General features: G+C 69.7%; 15 protein-coding genes. 10 read left to right on the top strand and 5 right to left on the bottom strand.

Annotation, left to right across the window (positions count from 1 at the left end; all coding sequences use genetic code 11):
* Window positions 1-3: 3 nt before the first annotated feature.
* Window positions 4-345, top strand: coding sequence for a hypothetical protein (locus tag GGE06_RS37410; RefSeq protein ID WP_147321132.1), 342 nt, complete (start codon window positions 4-6; stop codon window positions 343-345).
* 37 nt (window positions 346-382) lie between these two features.
* Here GGE06_RS37410 and GGE06_RS37405 read toward each other — a convergent pair whose 3' ends face one another.
* Window positions 383-1,447, bottom strand: a complete 1,065-nt coding sequence (locus tag GGE06_RS37405) for a T6SS phospholipase effector Tle1-like catalytic domain-containing protein (protein WP_116165731.1) — start codon at window positions 1,445-1,447, stop codon at window positions 383-385.
* A gap of 89 nt (window positions 1,448-1,536) precedes the next feature.
* Here GGE06_RS37405 and GGE06_RS37400 point away from each other — a divergent pair, with 89 nt between their 5' ends.
* The 3 genes from GGE06_RS37400 to GGE06_RS37390 are packed head-to-tail and all read left to right on the top strand — an operon-like array spanning window position 1,537 to window position 5,035.
* Window positions 1,537-2,718 carry a caspase family protein gene (locus GGE06_RS37400; RefSeq protein ID WP_116163704.1) on the top strand — a complete coding sequence of 394 codons (1,182 nt, stop codon included), beginning with the start codon at window positions 1,537-1,539 and terminating at the stop codon, window positions 2,716-2,718.
* Window positions 2,715-3,995: a hypothetical protein gene (locus GGE06_RS37395; protein ID WP_184932886.1), complete on the top strand. Its 1,281-nt coding sequence runs from the start codon at window positions 2,715-2,717 to the stop codon at window positions 3,993-3,995. The genes GGE06_RS37400 and GGE06_RS37395 overlap by 4 nt, the downstream gene beginning before the upstream one ends.
* A complete protein-coding gene (locus tag GGE06_RS37390) occupies window positions 3,995-5,035 on the top strand; it encodes a ComEC/Rec2 family competence protein (protein ID WP_184932885.1) in 1,041 nt (346 codons plus the stop codon). The genes GGE06_RS37395 and GGE06_RS37390 overlap by 1 nt, the downstream gene beginning before the upstream one ends.
* Before the next feature lie 123 nt (window positions 5,036-5,158).
* Here GGE06_RS37390 and GGE06_RS37385 read toward each other — a convergent pair whose 3' ends face one another.
* Window positions 5,159-5,668: a hypothetical protein gene (locus GGE06_RS37385; RefSeq protein ID WP_184932884.1), complete on the bottom strand. Its 510-nt coding sequence runs from the start codon at window positions 5,666-5,668 to the stop codon at window positions 5,159-5,161.
* A 312-nt stretch (window positions 5,669-5,980) separates the two neighbouring features.
* On the opposite strand from GGE06_RS37385, the gene GGE06_RS37380 reads away from it, so the two are divergent.
* Window positions 5,981-6,790 (top strand): IS5 family transposase, encoded by an 810-nt coding sequence (locus GGE06_RS37380; RefSeq protein WP_184932883.1) that lies wholly within the window; start codon window positions 5,981-5,983, stop codon window positions 6,788-6,790.
* A gap of 8 nt (window positions 6,791-6,798) precedes the next feature.
* On the opposite strand, the gene GGE06_RS37375 is transcribed toward GGE06_RS37380, so the two are convergent.
* Window positions 6,799-7,347 (bottom strand): hypothetical protein, encoded by a 549-nt coding sequence (locus GGE06_RS37375; protein WP_246532966.1) that lies wholly within the window; start codon window positions 7,345-7,347, stop codon window positions 6,799-6,801.
* Between the two features lie 248 nt (window positions 7,348-7,595).
* Here GGE06_RS37375 and GGE06_RS37370 point away from each other — a divergent pair, with 248 nt between their 5' ends.
* Complete coding sequence (locus tag GGE06_RS37370) at window positions 7,596-8,411, top strand: class I SAM-dependent methyltransferase (RefSeq protein WP_181924915.1); 816 nt, start codon at window positions 7,596-7,598, stop codon at window positions 8,409-8,411.
* Between the two features lie 720 nt (window positions 8,412-9,131).
* Here GGE06_RS37370 and GGE06_RS37365 read toward each other — a convergent pair.
* On the bottom strand, window positions 9,132-9,344 hold the full coding sequence (locus GGE06_RS37365; RefSeq protein WP_312883436.1) for a hypothetical protein: 213 nt from the start codon (window positions 9,342-9,344) through the stop codon (window positions 9,132-9,134).
* Window positions 9,345-10,489: 1,145 nt separating this feature from the next.
* Between GGE06_RS37365 and GGE06_RS37360 the strand changes: the two genes are divergently transcribed.
* Together GGE06_RS37360 and GGE06_RS43585 are read left to right on the top strand one after the other, a co-directional pair.
* Complete coding sequence (locus GGE06_RS37360; protein ID WP_184932882.1) at window positions 10,490-12,913, top strand: DUF8508 domain-containing protein; 2,424 nt, start codon at window positions 10,490-10,492, stop codon at window positions 12,911-12,913.
* A gap of 603 nt (window positions 12,914-13,516) precedes the next feature.
* Entirely contained in the window at window positions 13,517-14,707 is a 1,191-nt protein-coding gene (locus GGE06_RS43585) for a pentapeptide repeat-containing protein (protein WP_184932881.1), read from the top strand.
* A gap of 96 nt (window positions 14,708-14,803) precedes the next feature.
* Here GGE06_RS43585 and GGE06_RS37350 read toward each other — a convergent pair whose 3' ends face one another.
* Window positions 14,804-15,025 (bottom strand): hypothetical protein, encoded by a 222-nt coding sequence (locus GGE06_RS37350; RefSeq protein ID WP_184932880.1) that lies wholly within the window; start codon window positions 15,023-15,025, stop codon window positions 14,804-14,806.
* 813 nt (window positions 15,026-15,838) lie between these two features.
* On the opposite strand from GGE06_RS37350, the gene GGE06_RS37345 reads away from it, so the two are divergent.
* Both GGE06_RS37345 and GGE06_RS37340 read left to right on the top strand, forming a co-directional pair.
* The gene (locus GGE06_RS37345) at window positions 15,839-16,060 is read left to right on the top strand and encodes a hypothetical protein (RefSeq protein ID WP_116165729.1); all 222 of its coding nucleotides are present in this window, start codon (window positions 15,839-15,841) and stop codon (window positions 16,058-16,060) included.
* 128 nt (window positions 16,061-16,188) lie between these two features.
* The gene (locus tag GGE06_RS37340) at window positions 16,189-16,716 is read left to right on the top strand and encodes a hypothetical protein (RefSeq protein ID WP_312883435.1); all 528 of its coding nucleotides are present in this window, start codon (window positions 16,189-16,191) and stop codon (window positions 16,714-16,716) included.
* Window positions 16,717-17,062: the final 346 nt, after the last annotated feature.

The following is a 17,062-nucleotide window of genomic DNA, read 5'->3' as shown; positions in this document are numbered from 1 at the left end:
GAGGTGGTGGAGTACCCCCTCGTCGAGACGGGGCTCCCCCTGGGGGTGACCTCACTGAGCTGCGCACGCAGCGCGGCCGCCCGGCACGGATTCCGTCAGGCCGTCGAGAGTTACGGGCGCCTGGCCACGGACCGGGACCAGCCGGAGCTCACCGAGCGCTGGTTCGACGCCCACCTCAGCTGGGCGTCCGCGTACGCCGTGGACGGCGACGAGACCGGAACCCAGGAAGTCCTTCAGGAGTTCCGGCAGCAGGTGCGCCGCTACCGACCGGCGAAGGCAGCGGCCTGGGAGGAACGGGCCGCCGAACTTCTGGCGCACGCGCGGAAGGTCCGCGAGGAGATGTAGGCCAAACGTCCGCGAGGAGACGTAGACCGAACGCAGGTCACCCGGCCCGCGGGTGCGGGTCCAGCCACTCCTCGTCCGACCAGGTCACGCCGACCGGGATGCGTTTCCTGTAGTCCGCGTCGAATTCCGTGCGCAGCCTTACGCTCTCGTGCACCCGGGCGTCGCGGGGGACGCGGCGGTGCCGGTAGGTGAGCAGGGCCCAGACGCGGCCCATGCGGTGCACGGTGCCGAGGGCGTGGCCGGGTCCGAGGGCGAGGTGCTTGAGGTACGCCCCGTCCTTGAGCAGCAGGTCGGCGTCAAGGGCGCCGTCGACGATCCACTTGAGGGTGACGGTGGGCAGCTTCGGGTCGTCGTCGAAGGTGCCGCCCACGTCGGAGTGGACTCCGGCGAACCAGACCTCCTCGATCATCGGGCCCGGCGCGCCCGGCTCCTCCGGGGGCAGGACGAGGTACTCCTCGTACGGTCGGCGCTTCTCGTCGATGGAGACGGCGTGGCGGACCCGGCCCACGTTGGGGATCCGCCGGGTGAAGAGCCAGCGCAGGTTCCAGCGCAGCAGTCCGGCCGCCTTCACGGAGTCCCAGATGCCCATGAAGGCGACGGGTATGCCGATCCGTTCGTTCACCTTCCGGCTGAACGCACCGGCGAATTTGTGCAGTTGCTTCCAGTCGTCGTCGGTCCAGGTCCGGTTCTTGGCGTAGACGGCGATGGCGTACGGGACGAGGTTCTCCGATCCGGGGCGGAGCAGGCCGACCGACTTGAGCAGCCCGGCGAGGGCTCGGGCGGTGTACGCGCCCCTGCTGAAGCCGAACAGGAAGATCCGGTCGCCCGGTTCGTAATGATGCATCAGATACGTATAGGCCTCGGCGAGGTTCGCCTTGAGGCCGGAGCCGAAGGCGAGCCCGAGGAGCTTGGAGATCTTGCGCCCCGGGGTCGTCCACGTGCCGGCGGCGGAGAAGGTGCCGACGCCGGGGTCGTAGTAGGCGATCTGCGCCGTGGGGTCGTGAAGGTCGAGCATCTCGTAGAGCTTGACGACGTTGGTGTTGCCCCTGGCCTTGAGCTGATTGCCCGTCCCGTCCAGGCACACCACGATGTTCTTGCCCATCATGGCCTCCGAGGGCCATATGCCACATACATTCCTATAATAGGAGTAAATGCTCCCTCCGGCCCGCCGGTACGTCACGCGGAGGTTCCATGGCCGGTTTCACCGTGCACCTGGACAAGAACGCGGGGCCTTCGTCCACACACGCCCTCGTCATCGGAGTCGGGGCGTACACCCACCTGGACGGCGGGCTTGATCCCACGCCCCATCCCGGCGCGGTGGGGATGCGTCAGCTGTCCTCGCCGCCGCTCTCGGCACGCAGGTTCGCCTCCTGGATGATCGATCAGTACCACGACGAGGCCAGGCCGTTGGGGAGTCTGGCGCTCCTGCTCAGCGAGACGGCTCCGACCCCCTTCGTCCACCCGAGGACGAACGCGGGGCATGTCATTGAAGCGGCGACCATCGACAACATCGTGGCCGCCGTCACGGAGTGGAAGGACCGCGGCGACCACGACGAGGCCCGGCTGGTCTTCTACTTCTGCGGCCACGGCGTCTCGCTAGGGTTCGACACCTCCCTCCTCGCGGCGGACGTCTTCGCCGACCGGAACAGCCCGCTGAACGGCGCGCTGCACTTCGAGGCGCTGACGCGCGGGCTCAACAACTGCCGGGCCGCGCAGCAGGTGTTCTTCGTGGACGCCTGCCGGGCCGGGTCGGACGCGCTCGTCAGGCTGGTGGGCAGGGACACCCTCGGCCGGGTCCCGGTCGCCGGGAACGATCGACCCGACGGGTTCGTCGATCGGGAACACGCCGTGTACTTCGCGACCCTGCACGGCGAGTCGTCCTTCGCACGTGCCGACAGCGTGAGCCTGTTCACGGACGCGCTGCTGCGGAGCTTCGACGGCGCCGGGAGCGAGAACACCGAGGACCGCGTCTGGCGGGTGACCACCGGCACCCTCATGCACGCGATCAGCCGCTTCATGAGAGAGCCTCCGTTCGCGGGCACCCTCGCGGGAGGCGCGGTACCGGTCAGCCCCGAGTCGTTCGACTTCGACTTCCACGAGCTGAGAGGGGATCCGGTCGTCCCGGTGTACATCGGCTGCCGGCCCAAGGAGGACAACGCGCTCGCCGAGTTCGTCTGCCGACACCCCGGGCAGCCGGACCGGCGTCGTCCGCCGCCCGCACCCGTCGACGACGCGGCGGACGTCAGGGAGTGGGCGCTGTACCTCCCGTTCGGGCACTACGAGGTCGAGGCCGTCGTCAGCCCAGGGGACGTACGCAAGGAGGAACTGGACGCCCGTCCACCGTTGTTCCGCATCGGATTGGCCAGGCCATGAGCACCGCACTCGCCGTCAGGCTCTTCATCTCCTCCGCCGGGGAGTCGAACGACGCGGTGATCGTCGGTGACATCTACTCATCCGACCTCACCGGCGACACCCGGCGCAGCATCCTGATCCCCTGCGGGACGTCCCCCAAGCCCACGTCGTACCAGGTAGCCCCCGGCCGCTATGTCGTGTCGGCCACCCTGCCGTCCGGGATGGTGCTGACGGAGAACGCCGTGGCGGTCCCGGGCGAGGAGACCCCGGTGGACTTCGTCATGACCGACTCGCCGTACGAGACACACTCCTGGCAGTACCTCATGGGCAACATCGAGCCGGACAGCGTCTACCACAGCGGGACCACGATCCCGCTCGCCGAGTCGGTCGCCTCCCGGTCCATGGTCGCCCCCGCCGCCGGGCCGGACGGAGAGTTCGCCGAGGCGCCCGTCGAAGCGACCGCGTTCATCACCTGGATCGGCGACGCCCCTCCGGCGAACCTGTCCTTCGCCGCGATGCTGGAGCTGGAGAACGACGTCCCCGGGCTCGCCCGACTGATCGCCGGCAGCGCGCCCCGCGTCCTGCCCACGCCCGACGTGCCCGGGGAGGCGCTCGCGCCGCTCTACCGGTTCGGCCGGTTCGGCCCCGCTGCGGCCCCGGGCGGTCCCATCGGCGAGCGGCAGTTCCTGGTGGTGGAGGTCGCCGGATCCGTGCGCCTGGTCACCCTTCCGCTGCCCTGGGGCGAGCACGAGGTCGAGGTCCTGGTCAACCTGCGGCAGAGCCCGACCGGCAGTGCCGTAGCCGTAACCGTCCGCGACCCGCTGGTCGGCGCGGGGCTCGCGTACATGGCCCAGGGCGCGCTGGACACCGCGGCGCAGCTCTTCACCGACGTCGAGGCGATGCTCCACTCCAAGATGCAGAACCCGCTCGCGGCGGCCGCCGGGGCGTACGTCCTCATCGGCACCGACCACGCGGGGGGCGAGAGGTACTGGGATCCCTGGGTGGAGACGTTGGCCGCGGGCTTCCCCTGGCTGGCCGACGGCGCGATCCTGCGGGCGATGCGGCTGCTGCGCCGGGGCTCGGAGAACCGGCAGCCCGCCCGGGACGGGCTGATCGAGGCCTTCGACCGCGGCATCCCCTTCTACACGCTCGGGCTCGCCTGGCTCATCGAGGGTCTGTCCGCCTTCCCCGACGACCCCGAGTGCGTGCACCGGCTCGACCAGGTGCGCCGACTGTCCTGGCTGGCCGACATGCGCGAGCCGTTCCTGATCCTCGACCTGCGGCAAAGGAATACGTGATGATCCGGCTCTCGATGCTGCCCGCGGAGGACGGCGACTGCCTCCTCCTCGAATACGGCGACGACTCGTTCGTCCGGCGGATCCTCGTCGACGGTGGCCGACGCGGCACCTACCGGCGGATCAAACCGCTGCTGGCCGGACTGGGCGGACGGATCGACGTACTCGTCGTCACCCATGTCGACCAGGACCACATCCTCGGCGTGCTGGCGATGCTCGACGACCCCGAGCGGCCGGTGGAGTTCGGGGACGTGTGGTTCAACGGCTTCGACCACCTCCACGACCGCGAGATCTTCGGCGCGGTGGACGGGGAACTCCTGACGACGGCGCTCATGACTCAGCGGCTCCCGTGGAACGAAGCCTTCGACGGCCGCAGCGTCGAGGTCGGCCATCCACTCACCTGGTTCGACGACGGATCCACGATGGAGGTGCTGGCCCCCGACCGCCGCCTGCTGGAGTCGCTGATCGACGAATGGAAGAGGAAGTGCGAGGAGAACGGTCTGATCCCGGGAGTGGACCCGGTGGAGCGGGAACTCACCCCCGGAATCGAACGCTTCGGCAGCCTCGACGTCGACGCACTGGCCGCCGAGCCGTTCAAGCGCGACGGCTCCCCCACGAACCCGACCAGCATCGGCCTGCTCTTCGAGTTCGAGGGCACCCGGATCATCCTGACCGGCGACGCGGACGACCCCCGCCTGGTGGCCTCGGTCCGCCCGCGCGCCGAGGCCGAGGGCGGACGCCTGCGGATCGACGCCCTGAAGCTCGCCCACCACGGCAGCTCCAAGAACCTCTCGACCGACCTCCTCGACCTCCTCGACTGCGACCGCTACCTGATCTCCACCAACGGCAAGATCCACGGCCACCCCGACGACATCGCCATCGCCCGCGTCCTCAAGCACGGCGGAACAGCGAAGGACCTCGTCTTCAACTACCGTGACCGCGCGGCGAACTGGGACCTGGCCGGCCTCAAGACCCAGTTCGGCTACCGCGTCCAGGCGCCCCCTTCGGCCGACGAGGACGGTTTCGTCACCGTGGAGTTCTGAGAAGCCGTCTCTCAACCGATCTTGGAACGTGCAGGTCGAACAGGGGTCCTGGTTGAGTGATCTTCCGGCGGTGAGCAAGGCCGCCCTCACCCTGGAGCAGCATCGGCGAAGAGACTCATTCGGCTATTCAGCCTCGCCGGCGCCGTCGCCTTGGTCCACGAAGGCGACGCCACGCCAGGGCGACGGGCCGCCGAGTGTCTGGTCGAGACGTTCCTGCGAGGGATGGAGTGAGCGTCGGGCCGCATTGACGAACTTCAAGTGCCCCCGGTCCAAGGCGGCGTGGATCGGTCGGAGCTCCTCGAGATCCGCTGGCTGACGATCGTGGAAGAGAATGCTGAAATCCTCGATGACATCGCAGAGCTGCAGAGCTGCTGCGGCCGCCTCGGGATTCGCCACCAAGCTCAGCGACTGGATCGCGGCATTGAACGGCCCCCATGCGACTGCAGGTCTGCGCCGTTCAAGGAACGCCTCACGCAGCTCCATCTCGACCGCGCCGAAAGCCTGCAAGAACCTCTCGTAGGCGGACGTCTGTGTCTCCTGAAGCCACTTTCGATTCTCGCTGTGCCGCCCAACGACCCCTCCTGCAACGACGCCCACGATGGTGGCGGTGACAGCACCCGCGGTGGATATCAAGAGCTCCCATGGAACAGCCATTTCAAACCCCCTGGGTGGTTGTCAGAAGCCGTCTCGACCGATCGTGGAACGTGTGGGGCGAACGGGGTCTTGGTCGAGTGAACTTCCGACGGTAGGCGCATGGAGGCAGGGCCTCCTGGTAGCTCAGGAACGCGACCCCATTCCGAGCGGTTCCCGGAGGCCCTGTTGTCGTTGTTGTACGCGCCCGCACCCGTCCGCTTCAACTCGCCTGCCGTCTCGTGCGATTGTCTCGCGCATGTGTATGGCAACGCGGCCGATCATCCCGATCGGGTGCGCCGGTATCCGTCGGACATGATGGACGCGGAGTGGGCGGCCGTGCGGCTGTTGCTTCCGGTGCCGGCCTGGCTGGAGGGGCGGGACGGAAGGCCGGAGGGCTACTGCCACCGGCAGATACTCGACGCGGTGCGTTACGTCGTCGACAACGGCGTCAAGTGGCGTGCGATGCCCGCCGACTTCCCGCCGTGGGACCGGGTCGACGCATTCTTCCGCCGCTGGCGCCGCCAGGGCCTGGATGTGGAGTTCCACGACCGGCTACGGGGCAGGGTCCGCATCAGCGAGGGACGGGCGGCCGAGCCGACCGCCGACATCATCGACTCGCAGTCGGTGCGGGCCGCCGCCTCGGTGCCCGCTGCTTCACGCGGTTACGACGGCGGCAAGAAGGTACCGGGCCGCAAGCGGCATGTGATCACGGACTGTCTCGGCCTGCTGCTGGTGGTCGCGGTCACCGCCGCGAACGTGGGCGACCGCGAGGCCGCGGTGCCTCTCCTGGAACGGGTGCGGGCGGCGCACCGCTCGCTCCGTCTGGTCTGGGCGGACGGCGGCTACACCGGCATGCTCGTCGACTGGGCGAAGGAGAAGCTCCACCTCACCCTGGAGATCGTCAAGCGCAGTGACGAGCCGCGATTCGCGGTCCTGCCCAGGCGGTGGGTGGTCGAGAGGACGCTCAGCTGGCTGATGCGCTCGCGCCGGCTGGCCCGCGGCTACGAGACCCTGCCCGCCACCAGCGAGTCCATGATCCTGTGGGCGATGACCACGCTCATGAGCCGCCGCCTCGCCCGCCGCACCCACACGGGGACGACGGCGATGTCTCTGGCAGCCTGACCACACCGTCACGGCGTCACGGCGCTGAACTCCCCGGACTGATGCCCGGTGATCCACCCGCGCTCAGCCAGGCGTTTCGCCCGCGAACGCACTCCCTCGATCTTCGCGGGCACCACCTCCGGTCCCAGTGCCACCGCGAGGTCCTCGGCCCGCACCCTGTCCCGGCCCTCCGCCGCCTCGGTCTCCAGCACCGGGATGATCCGCTGGTAGTCCGGCGCGGGGACCGCCCTGGCCAGTTGCCCGCTCTGGCGGGGAACCGGCGATCCCGCCATCGCGGCGGCCACCGCCTTGTCCTTCACCACGTCCAGGGCCCGGCCGGCCGGCTCGGACAGCACCTCCACCACCGCTTCCCGGGCGATGACCAGCCGTTCGAGAACCCGCTCGGCCTCTTCGAGCACGGCCGCGATCCTCGCGACTTCATCCCGCACCCGCTCGACCGCCTCCCGCGCGGCCGACTCCTTCGCCTCCAGCAGACCCAGCACCGACGCCACCAGCCACCCCCACCGATCAAGAAGCAACCCGACGCCCCAACGCTTCCACGCCGATGCAGAGCCCATTCCTGACCAGCAGAAACTCAACGGTCACGACCGGAAAGCCAACGGCCTCTGAGGTGTCCATGCAGGCGACCACGTCGCGAAGGTCGCCCGGACAGGCCCTCATGGTGGTTCTGGTGGTCGTAGGCGGCCAGTGCGCGGTACGGCCGGCTGGCCGCACATGAACCTGACTCCCCTCGTCAGGGTCCCTGGAGTCGATCTTCTAGGCTGGCGCGGTGGCTGATGAGCAGGAGCGGGTGCAACCGTCGGGAGTGTGGGCCACGGCGGTGGGGGTGGCCAGGGTGCGGGCGCTGGAGACCGAGCGGGAGAACGCGCTGTTCCGCGACCCACTGGCACAGGCCTTTGCCGCCGCCGGCGGCCTGTGGCCCTCCTCGCCGCCGCTGCCCGATGACGAGGCCGCGCGCCGTCGCCGGCAGGCCGTGTCGTTCTCCATCGTCATCAGGACGAAGTTCCTCGACGACCTGTTGCAACAGGCCTCCGCGTCCGGGATCCGGCAAGTCGTGCTGCTCGGCGCCGGCATGGACAGCCGGGCCTTCCGGATGGACTGGCCCGAGGGCACCCGGCTGTTCGAGGTCGACACCGCCGCGCCACTGGACTTCAAGGCTTCGGTGCTGCGCCAGGAGCGGTCCGTCGCACGCTGCGAGCGGATCACCGTCGCGGCGGATCTGCGTGAGGACTGGCCAGGCGAGCTGGCCGCCGCAGGGCACGACCCGGCCGTGCCGACCGCGTGGATCGCCGAAGGACTGCTGATCTATCTGCCCGAGGACGCGGTGGAGCTGCTGCTGGCCCGGATCAGCGCGCGGTCGGCGGCAGGCAGTCGGGTGGGGCTGACGTGGGGCTCGCGCGGCGTGATCGAGCGCTTCGGCGGGGACGCCGTGCCGGGATCGGCGGCGTCCCTGTGGGTCTCGGAGATGCCCGACGACCCGGTGGGCTGGCTGGCCGGGCACGGCTGGGAGGCCCACAGCCACACCCTGCGCGAGCGCGCCGCCGCCTACGGCCGCCCGATCAGCACCACGCCGCTGCGCGAAGAGCGGCCCGGCGGACTGATCTCGGCGGTCCGCCGGTAGAGCGCCTCTCGGTTTCCCTTGTCGATCGATTCCCAGGAGGCCTGAGGAGTGGAGCCCGCTTCCTACGCGGCCTGCCAGGTATGCGCGCGCTGACCGCCTACGACCACGCAACCTGGAGTCACGCGACACACGAAGTACACCAGAGCCCAAACTTGCGCACACAGCCGCCGTAGCTCAGTGCCGTGTTGGGACCATCCCCATGCGAGCAGCGAGCAACAAGCCAGACGGCGTGTACTCAATGACCTGCAGGGACCGTCCCCGCGCGAGCAGGGAGCAGCGGCGTGTTTTCGACGGTGCGTTTTGCTTCCACTGGAACGGTTTCGTCTGACCCCGCTCTTGAGTCGTGTGGGTGGTCAGACCTGGATGCGAGGTCCGCCGTGAACCGGCTCAGTCGGTAGGTGGTCCGCTGCTCCAGGCGGCCGCACAGCGTGCCGATCCGGATCGTCGGCCCGTCGGCCCGTTCCTCCCGAAGGCGGCGCAGGTGCGCACGCAGCTCCGACTTGTCCCGAGTCTCGAAGGTCACTTCCCACCGCCCCACGTCCGGCGCAATGCGCGCAGCAAACCGCTGCTTCCTCTTCCTCTGTCCTGGCACCGGCCCAGAAGCGCTGGCCGGCTTCAGGACAGCAAGGCAATGGGACCGAGCATCACGTCACCTCGGTAATTGTTTGCCAGACGGGCGTTCGGAAGCTCCAGCCCTCGGGCGGGGCAGCCCGCCCCACCTCAGAGAGGCCGCATCACCTGGGCCAGGCCCTCCGGGGTGTCCTTGACCTCCGGCGGCGGCCCCGGGTCACCCCGATACGTCACACCGTCGATGGTGACCCCGCCCGTCGCCTCGGGCAGGGGCAGAAGCTCAGTTCGGCCGTCGGCCGGTCCGCCGACGAAGGTCACCAGGACAGTGATCGAGCTCGGGTCCATCGAAGCTGTCGTCTCCACACGTTCTACTTCACTCGGGGCTGCCGCACCGTCGCCGGAACCACCGCATCCCGCGAGCGCAACCAGCAGGCCGACGCAGCCCACCATTCTCAGGATCTGCATCCACGCATCCTGTCAGGGGCAGGTCAGACCAGCCCGCACCAGAGACGATCTTGTGATCTCGGCACAGTCCGACCAGAACACGCCCCGCCAGTTGGGGAGCTGAGGCCGTGCGCCGACATCTGGGCCTTTGTCGGCTTTCCTGTCGCGTAGCAAATCCAGGGAATTCTCAGAGCCAGACGCGTCAAGCAGGGGTAGGGCGGGGACGACAGCACTCCCCCGACGGGGCTTGGGTCTGCGGCCGCCCGCCCGCCCGTCCGCCCGTCCGCCCGCCCGTCCGCCCGTCCGCCCGTCCGCCCGTCCGCCCGCCCGTCCGCCCGTCCGCCCGTCCGCCCGCCCGTCCGCCCGTCCGCCCGTCCGTCCGTCCGTCCGTCCGCAGTCGGCGCCAAACCCCACCAGCCGGGCTGAGCGATAGGAGCACCAGTCATATTGTGCGCATGCGATACGAAGAGAAGGCCAAACTCGCGGCTGTGAAGGCTCTCGTCCCGGTGGCCCTTCTCGCCTGTTCGCCAGTGCTGCTGATTGCGGGAGCGCCGATCCGCCGTCGGTACCTCCGCTACGTCTACCGGGACGGAGCCCCGCAGATTCTGGACAAGGAGCGGGGCCGGGTCAGCGTCCACTGCTTCGTGGCCACCAACCTCCTTCTCAGGTGGCTCTGCAGGCCCACGGAGACGCTCAGTTGCCTCGTCTCGCGCCGAGGCCGGGAAACGAACCGAGCATCCTAGGGAGTCCGGGCCGCGGTCGACGCCATTGCCCTGTGCATGCCCTTTCGCCTCGGCCAAGGCCGGCACGGCGGCCAGGTGGATGGCGGTCTACGGCACGAACCGGGCGGACCTGCGGGAACACCGCCCGGACAGCGTAGGCATGGTTCCGAAAAGTTCACGTCCAGAACCTTGATGCGTCAAGTTCTACGCGCGTATCTTCACCCCTGAATCTGTGTGAGACGCCCGTCGGCGCCCCTCATCAACACTTTGACGACCTCTCACTGACCTGGCGCGCCAGCGCGGCGGCCCGGCCTTGTCCTGCCATGAAGGAGCTCCGCAACGGTGCCCAGCCCCATAGTCAGTCGCCGCTCCCACTCCTTGCTGCTGCGTACCGCCCTGCCTGCGGCGGTCACCGCGTCCCTGGTGCTCGTCCCGCTCCCCGGCGCCCTCGCCGCCCCGTCCGCGGGTGCGGTCATCGCGGAGGTGTACGGCGGTGGCGGCAACTCCGGCGCGACGCTGAAGAACGACTTCATCGAGCTCGCCAACCCGTCCGCGGCCGCCTTCGGCCTGACCGGCTACAGCGTGCAGTACCTGCCGGGCAGCCCCAGCGCCACCAGCAAGTGGGGGGTCACCCCGCTGAACGGCTCGGTCGCCCCCGGCGGCCGCTACCTGGTCGCCGAGGCGCCCGGCGCGGGCGGCACCGTGGACCTGCCGGCCGCCGACGCCGCCGGCAACCTGGCCCTGTCCGCCACGACCGGCACCATCGCGCTCGTCAACGGCACCGACGCGCTGACCTGCAAGACGGCCGCGGACTGCGCCGCCGACCCGCGGGTCGTCGACCTGGTGGGCTTCGGCACCGCCGTCGTCCACGAGGGCTCCGCCTCCGCCCCGGGCGCCTCCAACACCGCCTCGGTGGCCCGCGCCGCGTCCCTCGCCGACACCGACGACAACGCCGCCGACCTCCGGGCGGGCGCGCCCACGCCGGTCAACAGCAAGGGCGATTCCACCCCCGGCGGCGGCTCCGACAACGGGCCGACCGAGCCCGGCACGGTGCGGATCCACGACATCCAGGGCGCCACCCGCCTCTCGCCGCTGGCCGGCAAGACGATCGCGGGCGTCCCCGGCACCGTCACCGGCGTGCGTACGTACGGCTCCAAGGGCTTCTGGATGCAGGACCCGAACGCCGACGCCGACCCGGCCACCAGCGAGGGCGTCTTCGTCTTCACCGGCAGCGCCGTCCCCGCCGTCAAGGTCGGCGACTCGGTCCTCGTCACGGCCAAGGTCAGCGAGTACTACCCGAACAGCTCGGGCGGCTCGCAGTCCGTCACCGAGCTGACCAACCCCAAGGTCACCGTGGTCTCCTCGGGCAACCCGGTGCCCGCGCCGGTCGTGCTCGACGGCTCGAGCATCCCGGCGGCCTACGCCCCGGATGCGGCGGGCGGCTCGATCGAGTCCCTGCCGCTGCGGCCCGGCACCTACGCGCTCGACCTGTTCGAGTCGCTGGAGGGCATGGACGTCGAGGTCCGCGACGTGCCGGTGACGCAGGCCAGCAACGAGTACCACGAGCTGTGGGTGGACGCCCGGGAGCAGGACCCGCGTTCGTCCCGCGGCGGTGTCGTCTACCTCGGCTACGACCAGCCGAACTCCGGCCGCCTCATGGTTCAGTCGCTGGGCTCGGCCGCCGACTTCCCGGTCGCCGATGTCGGCGACCGGCTCACCGGCGCCACCGGAGGTCCACTGGACTACACCTCGTTCGGCGGCTACGCGGTGGCGGCCACCCGCGTCGGCGCCGTCCAGTCGGGCGGGCTGCAGCGGGAGGTCACCGAGTCCGGCCTGCCGAGCGAGCTGAAGATCGGCACGTACAACGTCGAGAACCTCGACCCGGGCGACCCGGACGAGAAGTTCGCCAAGCTGGCGGCCGGCGTGGTCACCAACCTGCGCTCGCCCGACATCCTGGCCCTGGAGGAGATCCAGGACGACAACGGCCCGGTCAACGACGGCACGGTCTCGTCCGACGCCACCGTCACCGAGTTCGTCGAGGCGATCAAGGCGGCCGGCGGCCCGGCGTACGACTGGCGCTCCGTCGACCCGGTGGACGGCAAGGACGGCGGCGAGCCCGGCGGCAACATCCGGCAGGTCTTCCTGTTCAACCCGGCCCGTGTCTCCTTCACCGACATCCCCGGCGGCGACGCCACCACCCCGGTGGACGTCGTCGGCACCGGCAACCGCACTTCGCTGACCGCCTCCCCGGGCCGGATCGACCCGCTCAACGAGGCCTGGAACAGCAGCCGCAAGCCGCTGATCGGCCAGTTCAGCTTCCACAACAAGCCGGTCTTCGTGATCGCCAACCACTTCAACAGCAAGGGCGGCGACCAGGGCCTCGACAGCCGCTTCCAGGCCCCGACGCGCAGCTCCGAGGTCCAGCGCGCCAAGCAGGCCGCGGCGGAACAGGCCTTCGTCACCAAGCTCCTGGCCGCCGACCCCCGCGCCCGGGTGGTGTCCCTCGGCGACTTCAACGACTACCAGTTCTCACCCGCGCTCCAGACCCTCACCCAGGACGGCGTCCTGCGTGACCTGGTCGACGAACTGCCCGAGTCCGAGCGCTACTCCTACGTCTACCAGGGCAACTCCCAGGTGCTCGACCACATCCTGGTCAGCCCCGCGCTGAAGCCGCAGCACGTCCAGTACGACGTCGTCCACATCAACAGCGAGTTCGCCGACCAGGCGTCCGACCACGACCCGCAGGTGGTCCGGATCAAGCCCTGACACAGTGAATCGCCGCAGCTCCTCCGCCCAGTTCCTCGACCGGGCGGAGGAGCTCGCCCGTCCACCGGTCACACGGATTCCCGCCGCGGGCGACGCCATCAACGCCGCCTCCCCCGCCCGCGCAGCGCCGCCATCGACCGCTCGCCGGCTACACCCTCAGCCTCCCGCACGGGTGGACACCCAAGTGGATCCCGATGCGGACCACCTCACTCACCAGGGCACCGCCCGCCCCGATGCTGAGGGACGCTTGCCCGGCACCGTCACCGTGTCCCCATGGCCGCGAGTCCCTCACGATCCCCGTCCGGCCCTTCGAGGCCGTGATCGTGTCCCGGGCCACCGCGAGTCCGCCCGTGCCTGCCCCGTACCGGTGATCACCGTCCAGGAGCAGTCGCCCGCTTCTTCGCCGGGTTCGTCCGAGTGGGGGCGCGGTGAGCGGCGTGGCCGGGCTTTGTGGTGTGCCATGGGTACGTGCAGAGGAAATGGGATCTGGGCCGGCTGAGGACCCTCGCCCGGCGCCGTGCGGCCGCCGGGCCGGTGGGCGCCGCTGTCGACGGGCCGGGGGCGGGAGCGGAAGCGGAAGCGGAAGCGGGATCAGGCGGCCGCGTGGGGCGGGAGAGCCCTACGGAGCGAGGTGAGGTCGCGGAGCGGGGCGAGGAAACGAAGCAGGGCACGGGAACGGGCGGGAACCGGTACCAGGGCTGGGGCCTGGTCGCCTCCGCGTTGCCGGGTTTCGCCGCGCTGACCGCCGTGTTGTTCACCTGGATGCAGGTCGGCCAGGCGAGCAAGGAGCTACGCATCGCCGAGGCCGGACAGATCACCGACCGGTTCAACACCGCGGTCGGCAATCTGGGGTCGGCGTCGCTGCACGTCCGGCTCGGTGGCATCTACGCCCTCGGGCGCATCGTGCAGGACTCCCCGCGCGACGACCCCGCCGTCACCTCCGTCCTGTCCGCCTACATCCGCGACCGGGCGCCGCTCCCCGCGAAAAGGCCCGCGCCTACCGACAAGGCGCCCACCCCTCCCGCCGACGTGGCCGCGGCACTGACCGTCCTGGCCAACCGGCAGGAGCCGGCCCGGCCCTTGACGATCGACCTCAAGCAGGTCGACCTCCGCGGGCTGGAGGTCGACGCCGTTCCGCTCTTCGATGATCCCCTCACGGCCAAACGGAACTTCCAGTACGCGAATCTGGCGGGTGCCGATCTCACCGACGCCAACATCTCCTGGTACGACTTCCGTCGATCGTTCTTCGAGGAGGCGAACCTGACCGACGCACAGCTCACCGAGTCGGACCTGCGCGAGACAACGTTCAACCTCGCGAACATGACGCGGGCGATTCTCGTCGGCGCGGACCTCACCCAAGCACAGCTCACCGGCGCCGACCTGTCGGGAGCGGTTCTCAGTCACGCCGACGAGAGCACCGGCAGCACGAAGGACGCCGTCCTCGTCGAGGCGGACGTGTCGGACACGAAACTGGTCGGCGCCGATCTGCGGGGCGTGAAACTCGCCAGGGTGTTCCTGGCCGGGTCCGACCTGACCCGTGCCGACTTCGGCGGCGCCGACCTGAGCGGTGCGACGCTCAGCAAGGCCGACGCCCCTTTCATCGACGCGGACGTGAAGCTGGCGCGGACCTCTTTCAGGTCCGCCGACCTCCGCGGCGCCGACCTACGGGGCGTCGACTTCACCGATGCCGATCTCCGGGGCGCGGACCTGCGCGGGGCGCAGCTCTCCGGGGCCCGTCTGGCAGGCGCGAAGGTCGACGCGAAGACGAAGGGGCTTCCCGGCGCGGCGCGGTGAGGAGATCGGCGGGGTGCTCGCCAGAACCGGGATCGTGGCGGCCGGACCGGGCCGGGCCGGAGCAGAGCGGTGCGCGGCCGGCGAGGGGGCGGGTAGTCAGCCGAGGCCGGTGGCACCGGCCGCGCCGCGGGGCGGGTTTCGGGCCCGCGTCTTGAGGTCGCCGACGTGGTAGAAGAATTCGGGACGGTCCGGCAGGAGGCCCTGCTCGGCTTTACCCAGTCCGAGTACTGCGTCGTCCGGGTCTGCGGCCCGGGCCGGTTCGTCGGCTTCGTCGGGGTGTCGGCTGCGGCGTTGCCGGTATCGGCGGCCGAGGCTCACCGTGTGAGGCACCAAGTGTGTGAGGCTCCAAGTACCAGCGAGGGAGTCCGACATCTGCCGTCCCGACTCCGACCTTGGCCTCCTCGACTGACCACATGCCCGTGATGGCCTTCCCGTCGATGACCGCAGGCGCCCGTAGACTCCATGATCATGTTCAAGGGGTGGTGGTCTGGGCTGGACTGGGATCGGTCCAGGGGAACTTTGACCCGCGGGTCGTACGAGCATGGCGACGAGCTGGCCGACGTGTTGCTCTGCACGGGCGAGCCCCATGGGAGCAACCTTGCGCGTGTGGATCCTCACGGGCACACGTTGTTCAACGAGCAACAAAAGCGAGCTGCACTGCGGTAGGTGCCCGATCTGTTGAAGCAGTGTTCGGGACCATCCCAGACGGCGGTCGTCCTTGGCTTCGAGAGGCTGCTGCAGTCCTGCTCACAGACCAGTCGGTGAGCGAAACTGCGCCAGGATCTTGTCGGTCGCTCGGTCGTCCTTCCGCAACCCCTGCCACAGCCCCTGCGACGAGTCCGCCATCTTCCTGGGGGCCGCCTGCGCTCGGCCGACGCCGTCCAGCGCTTCTACGTACGAGGGCCTCGCGCAGCAGTCGCCAGAGGAGGGCAACGAAGCCAAGCCGCTCGCCATACCGGCTCTCAGCGACCAGGCGTCCGTCCTCGACCACGTCGTCGACGCGTGCCGGGGGTACGCCTCCGGACCCCGGGTTTCACTCGGGCCTGTCCGGACGGCCTCGTAGACAACGCCAGTATTCGCTGACCGAAATGCGGATGCGGATAGTCAGCTCGCATGCCTACTATCCCGGCCATGCCAAGACCCTTCGGATTCGCCTATGCCCAGCGCCCTGACGGCACCGTGACGATCACCCACCAAGGTCGTCCGGCGGGCACGTTGCGCGGCGCGCGTGCTCAGAAGTTCCTTGCGGAGGTCGGGTCGGGGGATGCCCAGCTGGTGATGGCCCGCTGGACCGGCGCCTACAAGCACGGCAATGAGCGTACGGCGCGTAACCACCCGCGCAACAAGGCGTAAGGCCTGTCCGTCGAGGCTTCGCGGTGCCCGTGTCCCCCACGTCGAGGCGGCCGCTGCCGCCCCTCTCGACCCAGTCAAGGAGACAGCAGCTGACTCCGCATTCCCTTGCGTTCTACGTGGACGTGGTCATGTCGGGAACGGTGCTCGGCGCCAAGCCGACGGACAGTCCGGACCAGGTCAGCGCGATCATGGGTTCCGACTTCGCAGAGAACTCCCTTGACGACTACAGCATGTGGCGCGACTACGGATTGGTCGAGTTCTTCTGGGCCCGGGAATCGCCCGACCACCCGTGGGAGGGGCACCACTTCACCCTGCAGGTGCATCGGCTTTCGTACGGGAGCAGCAGCGTCGTCAACAAGTCGATTCGTGAGCAGTACGGTCGCTTCGGCCGCCACCTCCGCTTCGACGAACTACAGCGGCTGCTGGCGAACCGCGGCGTGCGCCTGGAGGACGTCCCCGACGTCAATGCCCCGGCCTTCACCCTGCACTGGCAGCCCGCCTCCCAGGTGTCCGTCATGGCCCTCCGAGAACGCGAGTGGGGGCGGTCTCTACGGCTCGGCAAGGACCTGGTCGGCGACGTGCACAGGATCTCGTCATCGATGACCGCCGAACAAGTGGCAGGGAGCAGGGCACGCTACGGCGGTCAGGACGGCTAGGACCTGGTTCCTGCCCTCATAGTGGGCATGGACCTGAGCCGGAGCTGTCCGACAGGTGCCAAGTGGAGCGGTTGGGGCCGTTCCCGCCGACCAGCGACGGTCGTCGTGGCGCTGATCGTCCTCGACGGAGACCCTTCGGTGGATCTCGAGGCCTAGAAGACGATCAAAATCGTGACTCGCCGCCGACGCTCCGCGCCGCTTCAAGGCCCACTTTCCGCCACCCGTCGACGATCGCCGGCCCGTTCACGTTGCCCGGCCGCGGTAGGACGGCCGTGCCGACACGTCGGCGCCACTGAACGCAGGCGGGCGGCCTGGCTGTCGGTCTTCTCCGGGATCGTGTGCCGGG

Origin of the sequence: Streptomyces nymphaeiformis, from assembly GCF_014203895.1 — a bacterium.
Lineage (GTDB): Bacteria > Actinomycetota > Actinomycetes > Streptomycetales > Streptomycetaceae > Streptomyces > Streptomyces nymphaeiformis.
This window is presented reverse-complemented; position numbering and strand designations above follow the sequence as displayed.

Coding starts and splice junctions, on each gene's coding strand:
- GGE06_RS37375 (WP_246532966.1), bottom strand. CDS start 7,347: ATGGGCTCTGCATCGGCGTGGAAGCGTTGGGGCGTCGGGTTGCTTCTT.
- GGE06_RS37400 (WP_116163704.1), top strand. CDS start 1,537: ATGGCCGGTTTCACCGTGCACCTGGACAAGAACGCGGGGCCTTCGTCC.
- GGE06_RS37395 (WP_184932886.1), top strand. CDS start 2,715: ATGAGCACCGCACTCGCCGTCAGGCTCTTCATCTCCTCCGCCGGGGAG.
- GGE06_RS37380 (WP_184932883.1), top strand. CDS start 5,981: ATGATGGACGCGGAGTGGGCGGCCGTGCGGCTGTTGCTTCCGGTGCCG.
- GGE06_RS37340 (WP_312883435.1), top strand. CDS start 16,189: ATGTCGGGAACGGTGCTCGGCGCCAAGCCGACGGACAGTCCGGACCAG.
- GGE06_RS37390 (WP_184932885.1), top strand. CDS start 3,995: ATGATCCGGCTCTCGATGCTGCCCGCGGAGGACGGCGACTGCCTCCTC.
- GGE06_RS37405 (WP_116165731.1), bottom strand. CDS start 1,447: ATGGGCAAGAACATCGTGGTGTGCCTGGACGGGACGGGCAATCAGCTC.
- GGE06_RS37345 (WP_116165729.1), top strand. CDS start 15,839: ATGCCAAGACCCTTCGGATTCGCCTATGCCCAGCGCCCTGACGGCACC.